The sequence below is a fragment of the Clostridium sp. UBA6640 genome, from assembly GCF_002455975.1.
GTDB lineage: Bacteria > Bacillota > Clostridia > Clostridiales > Clostridiaceae > Clostridium_J.
The window spans coordinates 1-17,940 of the sequence record NZ_DKLM01000126.1 but is presented as its reverse complement, the minus strand read 5'-3'; the positions used below and the strand labels follow the sequence as shown (position 1 = coordinate 17,940).

The 17,940-nt window shown below is 28.7% G+C and carries 13 protein-coding genes and 1 pseudogene; 1 reads left to right on the top strand and 13 read right to left on the bottom strand.

Features of this window, described 5'->3' with window-relative positions:
* Positions 1 to 169: 169 nt before the first annotated feature.
* The 12 genes and pseudogenes from asrC to B2W91_RS13495 form a co-directional block, all read right to left on the bottom strand.
* Complete coding sequence (asrC, locus tag B2W91_RS13550; protein ID WP_291581803.1) at positions 170 to 1,120, bottom strand: sulfite reductase subunit C; 951 nt, start codon at positions 1,118 to 1,120, stop codon at positions 170 to 172.
* Between the two features lie 13 nt (positions 1,121 to 1,133).
* Positions 1,134 to 1,925 carry an anaerobic sulfite reductase subunit AsrB gene (gene asrB / locus B2W91_RS13545; RefSeq protein WP_291581800.1) on the bottom strand — a complete coding sequence of 264 codons (792 nt, stop codon included), beginning with the start codon at positions 1,923 to 1,925 and terminating at the stop codon, positions 1,134 to 1,136.
* 2 nt (positions 1,926 to 1,927) lie between these two features.
* Positions 1,928 to 2,935, bottom strand: coding sequence for an anaerobic sulfite reductase subunit AsrA (asrA, locus tag B2W91_RS13540; RefSeq protein ID WP_291581798.1), 1,008 nt, complete (start codon positions 2,933 to 2,935; stop codon positions 1,928 to 1,930).
* Between the two features lie 552 nt (positions 2,936 to 3,487).
* Positions 3,488 to 3,895 carry a hypothetical protein gene (locus B2W91_RS13535; RefSeq protein WP_291581795.1) on the bottom strand — a complete coding sequence of 136 codons (408 nt, stop codon included), beginning with the start codon at positions 3,893 to 3,895 and terminating at the stop codon, positions 3,488 to 3,490.
* Between the two features lie 205 nt (positions 3,896 to 4,100).
* A pseudogene (locus tag B2W91_RS13530) lies at positions 4,101 to 4,836 on the bottom strand (N-acetylmuramoyl-L-alanine amidase).
* A gap of 7 nt (positions 4,837 to 4,843) precedes the next feature.
* Complete coding sequence (locus B2W91_RS13525; protein ID WP_291581793.1) at positions 4,844 to 4,957, bottom strand: BhlA/UviB family holin-like peptide; 114 nt, start codon at positions 4,955 to 4,957, stop codon at positions 4,844 to 4,846.
* A gap of 363 nt (positions 4,958 to 5,320) precedes the next feature.
* Complete coding sequence (locus B2W91_RS13520; protein ID WP_291581791.1) at positions 5,321 to 5,533, bottom strand: hypothetical protein; 213 nt, start codon at positions 5,531 to 5,533, stop codon at positions 5,321 to 5,323.
* Between the two features lie 85 nt (positions 5,534 to 5,618).
* Positions 5,619 to 6,308, bottom strand: a complete 690-nt coding sequence (locus B2W91_RS13515; RefSeq protein WP_291581789.1) for a Crp/Fnr family transcriptional regulator — start codon at positions 6,306 to 6,308, stop codon at positions 5,619 to 5,621.
* Positions 6,309 to 6,446: 138 nt separating this feature from the next.
* Positions 6,447 to 6,575, bottom strand: coding sequence for a clostri-philic family protein (locus tag B2W91_RS13510; protein WP_291581787.1), 129 nt, complete (start codon positions 6,573 to 6,575; stop codon positions 6,447 to 6,449).
* A 57-nt stretch (positions 6,576 to 6,632) separates the two neighbouring features.
* Positions 6,633 to 6,785: a hypothetical protein gene (locus tag B2W91_RS13505; protein WP_291581786.1), complete on the bottom strand. Its 153-nt coding sequence runs from the start codon at positions 6,783 to 6,785 to the stop codon at positions 6,633 to 6,635.
* A gap of 310 nt (positions 6,786 to 7,095) precedes the next feature.
* Positions 7,096 to 8,061 carry a phosphotransferase gene (locus B2W91_RS13500; protein ID WP_291581782.1) on the bottom strand — a complete coding sequence of 322 codons (966 nt, stop codon included), beginning with the start codon at positions 8,059 to 8,061 and terminating at the stop codon, positions 7,096 to 7,098.
* 443 nt (positions 8,062 to 8,504) lie between these two features.
* Entirely contained in the window at positions 8,505 to 10,289 is a 1,785-nt protein-coding gene (locus B2W91_RS13495) for an aminopeptidase P family protein (protein WP_291581780.1), read from the bottom strand.
* 262 nt (positions 10,290 to 10,551) lie between these two features.
* On the opposite strand from B2W91_RS13495, the gene B2W91_RS13490 reads away from it, so the two are divergent.
* Entirely contained in the window at positions 10,552 to 11,064 is a 513-nt protein-coding gene (locus B2W91_RS13490; RefSeq protein ID WP_291581777.1) for a hypothetical protein, read from the top strand.
* A gap of 163 nt (positions 11,065 to 11,227) precedes the next feature.
* Here B2W91_RS13490 and B2W91_RS13485 read toward each other — a convergent pair.
* Positions 11,228 to 17,940: non-ribosomal peptide synthetase (locus B2W91_RS13485; protein WP_291581775.1), on the bottom strand; the 6,713-nt coding region annotated here is incomplete at its 5' end.

The window sequence follows — 17,940 nt, the reverse complement described above, 5'->3', positions numbered from 1 at the left end:
TTTTTCACTGACAAGAAAGCCCCTATGCTGGGCGCACTAAAATAGGATTGTAACTTTTATAGTTACAATCCCATAAAATTAACAACATAATGTATCCAAATAGCCAATGATTGGACTTTACACAAATTTATTTGCAGACTCTAATTACTCATGGTTTTTTTATTGAAACTTAGTACCAATTAATGTTTTCAGCTACTTCTGCAATATCTGGAAGTTTTACATCTTTTAATGCCCACTTTTCAAATTCTCTATATCCTGTTCTATCAACTATATATCCTATATGTTCCTTTCCACCTGGTGCATCTTTATCAATATACTCTTCAATATACTCATAAGTGTTTAGAATTATTTTAATTATACTTTCTTCATCTATCCATTTTATAAAATCTTGAGCCATCCTTGGATTTTTCTTACCTGTTCTACCCATAATTATTAACTTATAATATTTATCTGTACTCCTTGACCATGCACCTGTAGGACATTTACCCACGCATTCTCCACAACCTACGCATTTAGAATGATCCCTTACTACCTTAAAGTTTTCAAACCTCAATGCTCCTGTAACTCTTTTCTTACAATTCTTAACGCAAGATTCACAACCGACACATCTATAACTTTCGTATTGTGGTACTGTCATACCTATAATTCCAAAATCCTGCATTCTTGCTTTTATACAGTCATTAGCACATCCTGTTAATGCAATTTTTACATGATAGTCATTTGGGAAAATTGCTTTTTCAATTTTTAAAGCAAATTCAGAGGTATTATAATTCCCAAAAGGACAAACATTATTGCCGATACAAGCAGATACATTTCTAGTTCCAGCTGCATTGTATCCTTTATTGGGATTAAGCTGATTTATTCCTAAACCTTCTATAATTGGTTGAATTAAATTATTTATTTCATCCATCTTGTTCATATCTATACCTGGAACTTCAAACCCCTGTCTAGTTGTTAAATGTACTGTACCATTTCCGTAGTTCTCTGCAATTTCATTTAAGATTGTAAAATATTTGGTTGGCATATAACCACCAGGTACTCTTATTCTTATGGCAACTTTTCCTCTATGCTTAGTAACTCTAAAAGCATTCTTTTTTAAGTTTTTAGTATTTATATCCACAATATTCCCCCCCCTAATCTATAAGAGCTTTTCCTTTAATATAATTAAACACTGGTCCATCCACGCAAATATATGTGTCATCTATCTTGCAATGACCGCATTTCCCCACTCCGCAGCACATTTTTCTTTCTTGAGAAATCCAAATATTCTCTTCTTTAATTCCTAGTTTTAAAAATTCTAAAACAGTAAATTTCATCATCATTGGAGGTCCTACAACTATTACTTGAACTTCATCTATATTATTTATCTTAAGGTCTGGTATATATTTTGTAACAAGTCCGACCTTTCCACTATATCCTTCTTCTGCACTATCTACTGTTATAGTAACATCAGAAGTTTTTTTCCATCTTTTTATATTATCTTCAAAGAGTACATTATCAATAGTTTTAAAACCTGCTAATACAGTTAAACTTTTGCATTCTTCAATATTATCTGCAAAATAATCTATAACACCTTTAACTGGAGATAATCCTGTTCCTCCTGCAGCCACTATAAGCTCTTTATCTTTATAGTTATCTATATCGAAACCATTACCATAAGGTCCTCTTAAGAAAAGAATATCTTCTGGTTTAAAGCTATGAATTACATCTGTAACAACTCCCACTCTTCTTATGGTAAGCTCTATATATCCTTCTCCTATTTCTGATACAGATATTGGTGCTTCACCATACCTCGGAAGTGATACTTCAAAAAATTGACCTGGCTTTACATCCCCGTAGTACTCCATTCTAAAGGAATACTCTATATCTGTATGCTTTTTTATACTAATTATCTTAGATTTAAATGGCATATATATATTTGACATTTTTATTTTTCTCCTTCCATAGCATCATTAAGCTTGTTTACGCAATTTGAAAAAGATATATATTCTGGACAGATATCATCACATCTTCCGCAACCCACACACATATGGTATCCAAACTTTTTCTTAAAATCATATACCTTATGCATTACTTTAAATCTCATTCTTTCACTTTTCGCTTTTCTAAACTCATGTCCTCCAGCCATAACTGTAAAATTATCTACATGGCAAGATGCCCATACTCTCCTTCTCTCTCCTGTTTTCTCATTATCTTTATAAAAAATATCTTGCATTGAAAAGCATGTACAAGTAGGACAAACAAAATTACATCTTCCACAACTAATACATCTTGAGTTATATTCCTTCCACATATCTGAATTATAAATTCTTTGATCTAAGTTTTCTGGTATATTAACTTTTACAGAATTTTCTGTAACATAATCTGGTTTTACCTCGCAACTGCTACCTTCAACATCATTAAAATAAACTAATAACTCTTCATCTTTTACATCTAGCTCTACAACATCATTTCTAAAATTTATTGCTGCATGATATTTATCGCTTTTATTTGTACCCATACTTACACAAAAACAATTTTCAAAGCTCTTACTGCAGTCCATCAACATAAATTTTACATTATCTCTAATCGCCTTATAATATGGGTCCTTGTCACCATTTTTTAAATACATCTCATCTATTCTTTTTACAGCTTGTAAATCACAGCTCCTTAAAAATACCAATATTTCTTTTCTATCAATTTTTGGTTCAATCCATTGATCTTCTGTAAAATAAAACAAAGTTTGAGTTATTGGTAGTAATATTTCTTTAAAAGAAAAATGAGATTTTACATCAACTACAATCTCTTCTATTGAACTTACTAATCCATATCTTACCCTATCTGTGTCAGAAAAAGTTCCCTTACCTTTTAGGTTTACAGGTGCATATATTTCATATTTTTCATTTAAGTTTTTTAGCACATCATTAAACCTATCTTTAGAAATTATAACTCCCATAATTGTACACTCCTATACTTTTATTCTTTATAGTGAAATTTTGAATATTATAAGAATATGATTTGAATCATCTGGATATTAAGTTTATTTCGAAAATTTCACTATTTATTGTTAATTAATCCACTACCATTAACAATAATTTCCCTACTACTCACCCTAATTCTAATTGATATATAAAAAAAAGTATGTGATTTTTATCACATACCCTTAAAATATTTAGCTAAATTTTCTCTTGAACATCCGAACATGTTTACGAGATATGAGTACAACTATAGATATCTCAGGATACTAATTGCTTGTATTTTTAATACTAAATTCACACCAATAGTTAAATTAATCCTTCACATTTATAAATATAAGATATAAATTACTTTACTGCGATTGCAGGAACAATAGGTTATAAAAACACTACATATTAATATATTTAAAATAACAAAAGGATTAATAGGTACAATTCCTAATAACCCTTCTTTATTTACATCATATGTTAAGATTCAACAAAAGAGAATTTGTGATTTTCAGTTCCCTTTTTGCTTTAGTTGAATTATTTTTCTATTTAAAATTGTTATTAAATGTTTCAACTATTTTATCCTTATCTTTATGATCATCGTAGTTAAGTAACATGAACCCATCTTTGTAAAGTACTGGCATATTTTTACCCATTAAAGATACTTCACCTTCTTTTGCTTGTTTAGTATATTCCTTCCCATTTTCTAATAGATTCTTACTATCATAGAAGTACAATTCAACTGTATCATCGTTTATATCAAACTTAATTCCATTATTTGCTCCAATCATTTGATACATAACTTCTTTATTTTCTCCAACTGTCATTCCAGCATCAGTAAATGATTGTTTTATAGAGTCTATTGTGACATCTTTAGCTTTAGAATTACCACATCCAACTAATAAAAAAAGCATAGATATAGAAATTATAATTGCTGATAATATTTTTTTCATAAAATCTCCCCCTTTATGTACATTAACATCTTAACATTTTATACAACCAAGCATTCATTATAACTTTAATTCCCCTATTTACACAGAATATATTATTAATGTAAGATATAATAATATAGATAATTAAATACATATATACAAATAAAAATAGAAAGTAGCTCCTAAGTTTCACCCTAGAAACTACCTTCCATTACAATATATCTATCTAATCCGCACACACATAACCACCATGTTCCCCATAGTAAATTTGTATCCAATCCCCCTCTTTTCTGTATAATCTTACTTTTTCTCTTGGCTTTAAAACACTTACTATTTTGCTATTAGTAGATTTACTCTGCCTTACATTTAAACCGTCTTTAGCAGTAACAATACCTAGCTTTCTATTTAAAGAGCACCAATTATTATTACTATTATTATGTGTAGCTTTACCTACAATCCCTTCTACAATTGCACTAACTATCTTTTCCGAATCATATTTATTCATATCATCTTTATTATCACGAAAGTAGCACCCTATTAACTTTGCTTTAGTTTTTGTATTTCTTATTACATATAAATTGCTACCATCTTTAATTTCTCGGTTTGCATATCCAATCCCTACTAAATTATTTAATACTCTAGTAGCTTCTTGAAATTATTCGCCGTCCCATGTATATATTTCTGTTTCACATACCTGTCCATTATAGGCATTTAAAATTTATGCTAATAAATAAATCTACATTGTTGTTATTGGCTTACTTTACTCTATAGCCTAAACTTTCTTCTAAAATATTACAAGTATCTACAGTGCAATTTATAACAGTATGACCTAATGCTTTTAATTTACTTATAACTTTAATTCCTACTTCTCTTGTTAAGTTAGATTCTGCCTTAATTCCTACTGATCCATAATCAGCATCGCTAAGTATATGACCATAATCTATAGCAATTTTAAAGTTTATCACACCCTTAATTAATTTTATTTTTTATATCTTGTACATCTTTTTTTATATCTTCAATCACCTTTAATTTTGTTGCTAAATCTTGTATTATTGATTGGTTCTTATCTATAGTGGAATTCAATCTATTCTCTCTTTCTTGTGTAGTTTAAGAACATAAATTAATAAGAGTACAAATAATGCATATCCTAACCCTTAACTAATTGCCACTTTTACTATTTCTTCTTCCATATTCTTATCTCTTGTTGTTTTAGTTTACTTTAAACTAAATAGTCATAATTATGATTATGTAACCTAATCTAAGTTTTTATCGTAAAAATAGGCAATAAAAAAAGACCTCTATTGTCTCTCTATCAACTTTAAAATTAGGTATATTTATGGTATCTAAATAATTTAGTTTAACAAATTATTTTAAATTATTTTAAAATATTTTTTATTCTTCTAATATAAGTATTTATACTAACATCCGTAACTTCCCTGTTTTCTTTCAAAAAAGTATAAAGCCTTCTATAGTTTTATTATTTATTTTATTTATAGGACTATTGCAAGAATAGAACTTATACCAAATAAGCAAAAAATCTTCATATGTTTTTATTGTTGCTGCTTTTAAATTTCTAATTTTACAATATATTATAAATTCCTCTGCACCTTCCTCAAAAGCTTTATTTATGTCATTATTAATAGTTAGTCTTCTCCTCATGAAAAAACACCAAACATATCATAAGCGTTTTTTACTCTTAGATATGTTTGGTGTTTTTCAATTACTTTATATCTTAAGTACATTATCACATACCCTTAAAATATTTAGCTAAATTTTCTCTATTAATAACTGTTATTTTTTTATTTTTTATAAATATAAGATTTTTATCTTCCAACACTTTTATAGCTCTAGACATTGTTTCTCTTGAACATCCGAACATATTTGCTAAATATGTGACAGTCATGCTCATATCAATTACTATGCCCTTTTCTCCAGCTATTCCATAATCTTTTGAAAGTTTCCAAAGTTTTGCTGCTAGTTTTTTCTCGATTTTTAATGGCACTGTATTTTTTAGTTGTCTATATGTTCTTCTAATTTTTTTAGTCATAGATTCTATAATTACTTTAGTTAGTGAAAATTTTTTTTCCATAAGCTTTAGTAACTCATCTTTGTCAATTGTCATAATAACGCTATCTTCAAAAATCTCACAATTTACTGAAGAGCTTCCATTATCAATTATTACATCATTTATTATACTTCCTTCTCCTAATATAAATATTACCCGCTTTTGTCCTTCTTCCGATATTTTATATAAAGATACTTTTCCACTTAAAACTATATAAATATTATTTACTACATCCCTTTCCATAAAGAGTTGATGTCCCCTATGAAAATTGGTTTTGTAACTTTTCTCACAAATTTCTATTAATATATCCTTATCTAATCTTCCAAAGTTCTCTAATCTCTCTATATCCTTTAATATAACCTTATCCATAGTGCACTCCTAATCAATATAATTCAGATTTTACTATTAATTCTATTATATATTATGGATATAAATAATACATCTATTTGTAAATGCACAGTAAAAACAAAATCTCTTAAGGATTACCCTAAGAGATTTTTATTTTACTTATTCAGTTGGTTCACCATCAAAATCTACATATCTTGGTGAAGTCTTTTTATTTCCTTTATTTTTAGGTAAGTTATTTATCTTTTGTCTTCTTTTCCCTTTATTATTGCTATTATTGGTTTTATCCATACTAATCACCCCTTTCAGCCTTATTTTTACCTAGGCTAAAAGTTTTATACTTAGAAATTAATTACTCCTCATCAAAATAACTTTGCTAGGAATATTGCTTTCTTTTATTAATTTTCCATTTACATTTCTATCTATAGCTGAAATTACCATACAACTTAATAGTCCAATTAATAATACGATTAATCTACTTTTAATTTTTTTCTTTATCATAAACTCTCACCTACTATTAATGATATTGATAATCACTTTCATTTATACTTTTATTATAATATATTTATTTTTCTATGTCTATAGGTATACAAAATAGAGTTTATTAAAAAACGTATTGTTAACTTTTATTTTCTATAGTAGATTAAAATTAATATATAAATGAAAAAAGGACTTTCTAAAACTTAACGGTTTTTAGAACAAAAAAACTATGCTAGTTAGTCATTTAGCATAGTTTTTTACATTTAATTATTTAAGTCTTAATGAAGAATATAAGAACATTGTGAAGTAAAGCAAGTTCTGATCATGCTTATTAAGAACATAATAAAGAATCTATCTCAAACCAATGTTCTGTCAACCAAAGCATTTCATCTTTGAAACGTTTTGGAATTTCGTCACATTCTCTAAAAAATTCCGGCTGTATCCACCACGGTGTTTCAATGCACCACGAAAGCCTCAAGGCGTCCGCTATATTAGGCAAAGTTAGCTCTAAATGCTGTGTATAGCCTTCAAGGAAAGCGTATACCTTTTCGACATTCATTACATTGCCTTCCAACGCAAAAGACAGTATCGCTCTTCCTATATCATGCCAAATATAGCTGTAACAATTACGGTCGAAATCTACGATAGCAGATACGCAATCCACATCGAACAGGATATTGCCGGGTTGAAAATCCTCATGGGCAAGTCCTTTGGGAAACTTATCAAAAAATTTGGTACTAAGCTGCTTCAAAATCGGCTCCAGCTCAAGCAAAGCTTTCCGATATTCAACATGAGTGCCTGGCAAGCATTTCGTCATACGGGAGTTAAAGTTTTCCCATAATAACTCCATAGTATAACCGCCAAAAACCGGTAGGCTCTTGACTAAAGGCTCCAGTAATTGTGAAAATGCTTTATGCATTATAGCACAGGTGCTGCCGAGACTTTGCATTTGTGTTATTGTGATTGTATTGGCTTTTTCGATCTTTCCTAAACGAAAATCCATAACCATATAAGCTGTTTTGTCATCCAGCCAACGAATTATACGGTCTCCATACTGCCAGAGAAACGGACAGGGAACGCCTTTTTTTTCAAGGATAATCTGCCGCTGCAGTGCGGGCTCGATTCTCTCAATTTGTTCTCTGCGAAACCGCCTAGTGCTGTATTGTTTGACCAAAAGCTCGCCCTTTTCAGTAGAAACCTTCCATTTCAGATTCAACAATCCACCTGTTGCTGGAGTAATTTGATTACAAATTATCCCATAACTGTCTTTCAAATCAGCTATAATACTATCCTCCATATAATAGCCTCCTAAACAAAATTTGAATAATCTTTAGCGCACATTTTTTTACAAGTGAGTACTTATATTATATACCAATTATCTACAAATACTAATATATTAAGAGAAGTATATTACGCATTATACTGGAAGTGCTTATCTGTAACGTCTATTCTTTGTGCAGGAATTGGCGTATCACCATTACCATTCTTTGAAGCCCAGCTGAAGTTATAAAACGTTCTTAAAGTAGTTAATTCTGGATTGTAGCTACAATAACTATAAACCTTTTCCTAGACTCTCGCTGTAACAGGTGTGGTTTTAAGGATAGACATGTTTCTTCTTATCTGATTAAGAAAAGGAGTGCAAAAATCATTGTATTTCTGCACTCAAAAGTTATTGTATTTTTCCTTTTTTCATCTCTAAGATAAGCCCATTACTAAAAACTTAGGAAATTCTCCTTTTATTTATATAGCTCTTGTTTCATATTTTAAAAACGCTTTTTCTTCCTGATTTAAATATGGTGATAACTTTTCATATGTTTGCTTATGATAATTATTTAGCCATTCTCTTTCATCTTCAGTCATCATCTCTGGAATTATTCCATCTAAATCAAACGGACAGAATGTTATAGTTTCAAATTTAAAAAATTCTCCACCATATTCAGTTATTTCATCCTCAGTTACAAATAATGTATTTTCTAATCTTATGCCATGCTTACCTTCTTTGTAAACACCTGGTTCATTAGTTATATTCATACCTACTTCTAATTTAACATTTGATGGAACTCTAGATATTCCATGTGGTCCTTCATGAACATTTAATAAATATCCTACGCCATGTCCTGTACCACATTTGTAATCTATTCCTGCTTCCCAAAGTGGTTTTCTAGCAAGTATATCTAAGTTGCATCCTACAGTACCAACTAAAAATCTAGCTTTAGATAATCCAATATTACCTCTAGCAACTAAAGTAAAATCTCTTTTTTCCTCTTCCGTTAGTGATCCTAAAACTACTGTTCTTGTAATATCTGTAGTGCCATCATAGTATTGTCCACCTGAGTCAATTAAGAATAAACCTTCTGGTTTTAATTCATAATCTGTTTCTGGAGTTGCACTATAGTGCATCATAGCTGCATGATCTTTATATCCTGCTATTGTATTAAAACTTGGTTCTATAAATAATTCATCTTCAGCTCTTAAGCTAGTTAATTTATTAGAAGCAGATATTTCTGTTACTTTTTCACCTCTTGAAACTGATTCTTTTAGCCATTTTATAAACCTTACTTCGGCAACGCAATCTCTAATTGTAGCTTTTCTTGTATTTTCTATTTCTATTTTATTTTTTATAGCTTTTAATTTAGTTGTTATATTTATTTCCTCTATTTTAGTAATATCAGACTTTATAGCATTTAAAATCATTACATTAGTTTTAGCTGGATCATATGTTATAACTTTATCTTCTGGTAAACTTTCAATAAATTCTGTTACCTCTTCATATGACTTAACTTCAATATTTTCACCTTTTAACTCTTCCGCTGTTTCTCTTGATATTTTAGATAAATCAACAAATAAATAAGCTTTATTTTCATCTATCACAGCATAAGAAATAACTACAGGATTTTTGTCTACATCTCTTCCCCTTATATTAAATAGCCATGCTATGTCATCTAGTGAACTTAATATAAAATAATTAGCTTCTATTTTCTTCATTTTATCTCTAACTTCACTTAATTTTTCACTTCTGGTTTTTCCAGCATATTTAACATCATGAATAAATACCTGCCCTGATGGAAGTGCTGGCCTATCTTCCCAAATCTCACCTACTAAATCAAATCTTGTTTCAATTTTAAACTTTTTAGAGGCAAATTTTAATGACATATCCTTATATAAGGAAACAGGAAATACCTTTCCATCAAAACCTATAGTTGAATTTTTTTCTACATTTTCCTTTATCCATTCAATGTAGGTTGAAACTGCTGGTTGTCCCATTTTAAATAATTCAATTCCACTTCCCTGTAATTGTTTTTCTGCCTGTATAAAATATCTTCCATCTGTCCATAAGCCTGCACTATTTAATGTTACAACAACTGTACCTGCGGATCCTGTAAATCCTGATATCCATGCTCTTGATTTATAATGTTCTGCTACATACTCACTTTGATGAGAGTCAAAACTAGGAATAATATAAGCCTCAATATTCTTTTCTCTCATTAACGCTCTTAATTTTTTTATTCTTTCCTTTACTGTCATCTTTTTACCTCCAATCATAATAGAACTCTATATAAAATAAACTTTAAATTTATAAATACTATGTGACATTTTTAGTATGATAGCTTAATTATAATATATTTTTTACTTTACTTGAATATTTTCTTACAGTTTAATCAAAATTTCTTACATTTCCTAAATTTTTATTATATTTGTAAAATCACCCAACATTTATGCTTAATATTTTCAAGNNTCCAAAATTATGATATAATATAGGTGATAAAATTGGAAAGTAGGTATTTATATGAAAAAACTTTTATCAATATTGTGCATTTTATTTTCATTTTCTTTAATTGCTTGCACAAAAGAAAAATCAGAAACCATAAATCCTGATGATATCGCTAAAGATGTTGTAATCAAATATTACACCTTTGATAAGGACCGCATAGATTTATATGCAAAGCTTGCCATAGATGGTGTAATTAGTGCAGAATCTGCTGATAAATTACATAGCCCTATTAAAGATTATTTTGAAGAGAATTTATATTTAATAACAATTAGCGAAAAAATTATAATTTCTCAACTTGAAAGTTCTCATAGGGACAAATATACTCTCGAAGTAAAAGATGCTACTTTAATTAAAGTTAACTCTTCTGAAGAAGGTATCTATGATTACGAATATACTGGAACTTTAATAAAAAAATCTTTTGAAAATGAATCCAGTGAAGAAGTTCCTATGTCTGGACATCTTAAATTAAATAATTATAATGACAAGTGGACAGTGACAAGTTTTTCTTCGAACCTTCCACTAAAGTAACTAAAAATGTTATTAAACTTCTTCTGTTATTTTCACAGCATTCTTGCTCTTAGAAAAATAACAGAAGAAGTTTTTTTATTAGTTATAAATGATGTCTTTTTATTTTCTTAACTTGTTATGCTAGCGATTAACTAGCTTAACAAGTTAAATTATATATAGTATATTAACATTCTAAAAATTTAACTTTTCTACAATAATCTATCATTTTATTCATATGCTCTAGACTTAGGCTTGGCCATATGAAGTCTGCTTGCTTAAGTAATATGTGAGTTTTTTCACATATGCTTACAAAGGCTTTATTCTCCTCATCGTTCAATATATTAGAGTGTAATAAGAAATTATCTATATGCTCTCTTAAGTCCTCTCTATTATAGTTATCATATATATATTCTAAAAATTCTTCAAAGGACTTCATCTCAATTGGAAATCCTAATTTGTTTAATAAATCTCCTACTAGAATTGGAGTTACAGAATTGGGATTAAATATATGATATATTTCATTTTTTAAATCTGCTCTATCATATAATAAAATAATTGCCCTACTTACATAATCAACAAATGAAAAATCATAACTAGAATTTATTTTTGGCATTGCTCCTAAATTTATATAGGATTTTAACTGTGAATAAAAAGCATTTTCATCTATATTTTTCTGGAACACCCCTGTTCTTGAATTAAAAACAATATTTCCTACTCTAAATATATTAGTATTAATACCATCTTCTCTTGCCTTTAAGACAACTCTTTCTCCTTCGATTTTAGTCTTTATATAATAGTTATCAATATGGTTTTCTAATTCATCATTATATTCACTAAATAGCATATCTCCTTTATTTGTTTTCCCTAATCCTACACTAATAGTTGAAATATGATTTAAATCTTTCTTTTGTCCAAATTTAGCAAATTCTATTAATCCTTCAACAGCCTTTACATTCACTTCATAAAAATCCTCATAATGACCATAATGCTTTACATTGGCAGCAGAATTGATAATACAATCTACAGTTTCAGCTAAAACCTCATATAATTCTTTTTCCAAACCAAAATTATGTTTTGTTATATCCCCATTTATTATGGAGATTTTATCTGAATAAATCTCATATATATTACTTCCAAAATATAATTCAAAATTTTTCATTAATTTTTCTTCTGCTTCTTCTTTATTTTTCCCTCTTATAAGTAAGTGAATTGTTACATCATCACTATTCAATAATTCGCGTAAAATATGCGTACCTAGATATCCTGTAGATCCTGCTAAAAAAATATTTTTGTACTTTCTTTTTTTAATAACATGAATTTGTTCATATGCTTTATTTAACTCTCGATAATCCATAATGCTGCTATTTAACTTTTTATTACAAATTGAACTGTTGCTTGAATCTTCTAAAGTAACTGCTACCTCCTTAAAAGAATCAATTTTCATCTTAAGATTATTTTTCTTGAAAGATACTTTTTTAGATAGCTGAGATATGGTTTTACATTCAAAAATATCATTTATTTTTATTTCGAAATCAACAATTAATTTAGATACAATACGAATTGCTTTAATAGAATCTCCACCTAGATCAAAAAAATCATCTTTTACTCCTATTCTCTCTATTCCTAGTATTTCTTTCCATACAGAAACCATCTTAGCTTCTATAAAGTTTCTTGGTGCCTCATATACTGTGCCTATATCAATAAATTTATCATATTGCTCTAATACTCTCCTATCAACCTTTCCATTTGGTGTTACTGGTATTTTTTCTAATTGTATAAAATATGATGGTATCATATAATCTGGTAGCTCTTTTGAAAGATATTCTCTCAATTCTTTAACATTAATTTCACTATCTCCAACTATATAAGCACAAATATACTTATTATTATTTTTATCTTCTCTAGATATTACCACTGTTTCCTTTACTTTTTCATTTCTTAACAGCTGCGATTCTATCTCTCCTAATTCTATTCTAAAACCTCTTATTTTTACTTGATGGTCTATTCTTCCTAAAAATTCTATATTTCCATCTGGCAGCCACCTTGCTAAATCTCCTGTTTTATACATTCTTATATTTGGTTCAAAAGGATTTAATATAAACTTTTCTTTTGTTAGCTCTGGTTTATTTAAATATCCTCTTGCAAGACCATCTCCAGATATGCATAGCTCTCCTGATACTCCTATTGGTTGAAGCTTGTTATTTTTATCTACTATAAATATTCTTGTATTATCTATTGGCTTGCCTATTGTTATCTTTTTATTTATATCAATATCTCTCATGATTGTTGTGATTACAGTATTCTCAGTTGGTCCATATTCATTAACTACTTCAATTTCTTTGTTAATACTTTTACACCTTTCAACAACATTAGAGGTCAAATTTTCTCCTGCTAATGTTACTATCCTTAAATTTTTTCCTTCTTCTGGAGTCAAATATTCCATTATTGCTAAACACATAGATGGCACTGTTATAAAGTGTGTAATGTTATGTGATAGTATCTTATTTTTTATCACAAATACATCTTTTGCTTCAATATCATTTAAAATAACTACTTTTGCCCCAGATATAATTGGTGTGTAAAAACTTATTACAAATCCATCAAACGCACAAGAAAATAACTGAAGTACGCTATCTCTAGAATTTAATTTATATTCATTTCTTCTCCATTGAAGCATAGTTACAACGCTTTGATGCTCTATCAGTACGCCCTTTGGCTTTCCAGTAGATCCAGAAGTATAAATGATATATGCTAAATCTTGTGGAGTATTTACTTTCTTTAAATTTTCTTCACTCTGCAAATTAATTTTCTTATCATCTATATCTAATACTTTCCCACTATAATCTATTTCCTGTAATAATTTATGACGAGTAAGTAATATATCCATTTTGCTATCTTGTATCATATATTTTATTCTATCCTTAGGATATTCCGGTTCAATAGGCACGTATGCTCCTCCAGCTTTTAATACCCCAATCATTCCTACTATCATCTCTAAAGATCTTTCTAGCATTATTCCGACTATAGAATTAGCCTTGACTCCGCGCTCTCTCAATACTCTCGCGAGCTTATTTGCTTTAACATTTAATTCTCTATAAGTTAGCTTATTATTCTCACATACTACAGCTATATTGTTAGGCGTGTTTTTAACTTGTTCTTCAAATAGTTCATGCATAGTTTTGCATTTAAGATATTCAGCACTTGTAGCATTGAAATCATAAAGAATCTCTCTCTTTTCTTCTTTTGATAACATTTCTATTTCTGATAGTTTAATTTCTACATTATTTGCTACTGCTTTTAATATATTCATATAGTGTCTTGATAATCTTTCTACGGTTTCTCTTTTAAAAAGTTTTGTACAATACTCTAAATTAAAAGTTATCTTTTCCTTTGATTTAATAGCACTTAATGTCATATCAAACTTAGATATCCTATTTTCAAACTCATATGGTCTAAATTTTAATCCATCAAGGTCCATATCTTCTACGTCCATATTTTGTAATGTAAACATCATATCAAATAATGGATTCTTACTAAAATCTCTATTTATATCTAAATTACTAATTAATTCTTCAAATTGATAATCTTGATTTTCATATGATTCTAATGCAGTGTCCTTAACTTTTTCTAAGAATTCCTTAAAACTCATCTCTCCTTTAGGATAATTCCTCATTACGATGGTGTTTACAAACATTCCTATTATATTATCTAAATCAGAATGTGACCTACCTGCTACTGGTGTTCCTACAACTATATCTTCCTGGCCTGTATGCTTGGATAACAATACATTATAAGCTCCTAATAATATCATATATAGGGTTGTCCCTGTTTTAGCTGCAAGTTTATTTATATCTTCTACTAATCCCTTTTCTATTTCAAATTTTACTACATCCCCCTCAAAACTTCTTACAGCAGGCCTTATATAATCTGTTGGCATATTTAATGCAGGTATTTCATCATTAAACTTACCTATCCAATATTCTTTTTGTTTTTCAATAGATTTAGTTTTTAATATATTATTTTGCCACTGGGAAAAATCCTTATATTGTATTCTTAACTTTGGTAATTTTTTATTTTCATATAATGCAATAAATTCTTTTATAAATATTCCTGTTGATATTCCATCTGATATTATGTGATGGGTATCCATCATAAATAAATGACTATTTCCAGATAATTTTATAAGTTCTACTCTTAAAAGTGGTGCTTTGCTAAGATCAAATGACTGCATAAAATTCTCTATTTTATCCTTTATTTCACCTTCTCTTAATTCACTATAAGCTATTTCAAACTCTACATCTTTATATATTTTTTGTACTGGACTGCCTTCTATTAATTCAAAAGCTGTTCTAAAGGACTCATGCCTTCTTACAAGTTCTTGCATTGCCTTTTTAAACTGATTTATATTTAATTCACCTTTAATTGTCATTATCATCGGCATATTATAATTTATACTTGCATTTTCAATTTGATTTAGTATATACATTCTTTTTTGTGCAGAGGATAATGGATAATATTCCTTTTCTTCTACAATTTCTATTGTAGAATATATACTTTTATCTAAATTTCTTATACACTCTCCCAAACTATTTATAGTAGAGCTTTTAAATATTTGTCCCAAAGAAATTTCTACATTTAACTCTTTGCATATCTTATTTACAAGAGACATAGCTTTTAAAGAATGTCCTCCTAGTTCAAAAAAGTTATCATTTATTCCTATCCGATCAACATTTAATACATCTTTCCATATTTCCGCTAAACTCTCTTCGATTTCATCCCTTGGCGCTTCATACTCTATTCCTGTATCTATTTCACCTTCTGGCTTCGGCAATCTCTTTCTATCTATTTTTCCATTTGGTGTTAATGGCATTGCTTCTAACTGTACGAAATATGATGGTATCATATATTCTGGTAACTCTTTCAAAAGACATTCTCTTAACTCTTTAACAGTAAAATTTACCGTTCCTACTATATAAGCACAAATATATTTATTACCCTCTTCATCTTCTCTAGCTATTACCAGCGATTCTTTTATCTTTTTCTTCTTTAGAAGTTGCACTTCAATCTCACCAAGCTCTATTCTAAATCCTCTTATCTTCACTTGATGATCTATTCTTCCCAAAAATTCTATATTTCCATCCGGTAACCATCTTGCTAAATCACCAGTTTTATACATTCTTTCACCTGGCTTATAAGGATTTTCTATAAATTTTTCTACAGTTAATTCTGGCTTGTTTAAATATCCTCTTGCTAGACCATCTCCTGATATGCATAATTCACCTGCAACTCCTATTGGTGCTAGTTGATTACTATTCATAATATATATTTGAGTATTTTCAATAGGTGTTCCTATAGGTATATTAATATATTTTAAATTTCTATCTACTGAATATCTAGATGAATAGATACTAGTTTCTGTTGGTCCATATAGATTTTCTAATCTTATAGTATTAAACTTACTATAAAAATTAGAAACTATATCTGTTTTTAATTCCTCTCCTGCAGCAAACACGTATTTTAAACTGTTTATTTTATCTAAATCATCCCCTATGTTTTCCATAAACACATTTAGCATGGCTGGCACAAAATTAATATGTGTTATTTTATGTTCCTCTATTAAATTAATAATAGCACTTATATCCTTTTCTTCATTACTACTCATTATTACAAGCTTGCCACTTCCTATAAACCAGCCAAATAATTCACTTACTGACACATCAAATGTAAATTTAGTCTTTAATAAGTGAGTATCTTCATGTCCTAATGGATATTTTTTCTCCATGCATACTAATGTATTAATTACACTTTTATGTTCTACCATTACTCCTTTAGGATTTCCAGTTGAACCTGAAGTGTATATAATATACGCTAAGCTATTTGAATTATTTATTCTTTCTAAATTATTTTTTTCACATCTATATAATTCTTCATCTAGTAAGTCTATAGTTTCTCCTAAAAAATCTATATTACTTGAACTTTTTTTCCTAGTTAACAACAATCTACTTTTGCTATCTTTTAGGATATATTCCACTCTTTCTTTTGGATAGTCCGGATCTATAGGTAAATACGCCCCTCCTGCTTTTAATATCCCCATTATTCCTACTATCATTTCTAAAGATCTTTCTACCATTATTCCTACTATAGAATCAGCTTTAACTCCTTTTTTTCTCAATACTCTTGCGAGCTTATTTGCTTTCATATTTAGCTGATCATAGGTTAATTGTTTGTCTTCATATATTACTGCTATACTGTTAGGAGTCCTTTTTACTTGTTCTTCGAATAGTTCATGTATAGTTTTATCTTTAGGACATTCAATTTTATCGCTATTAAAGTCATAAAGCAGCTTATCTTTCTCCTCTTTAGATAAAATTTCTATTTCTGATAATTTAATTTCTGCATTATTTGTTACTTCTTTTAGTATATTTATATAATGTTTTGATAATCTTTCTATAGTTTCTCTTCTAAAGAGTTTCGTGCAATATTGTAAATCGAAAGTTATCTTTTCCTTTGATTCAATAGCACTTAATGTAATATCAAATTTAGATACTTTATTTTCAAATTCATATGGTCTAAATTTTAATTCGTCAATTTCTATATTTTCTATATCAATATTTTGTAATGTGAACATCATATCAAATAATGGATTCTTGCTAAGATCTCGGGCTATATCTAACTGACTAATTAACTCTTCAAATTGATAATCTTGATTTTCATATGCTTCTAATGCTATTTCCTTAACTGTCTCTAAAAATTCTCTAAAACTTTTTTCTCCTTTAGGATAATTTCTCATTGCAACAGTATTTACAAACATTCCTATTATATTATCTAAATCAGAATGTCTTCTACCAGCCACTGGTGTTCCTACAACTATATCTTCCTGACCTGTATATTTAGATA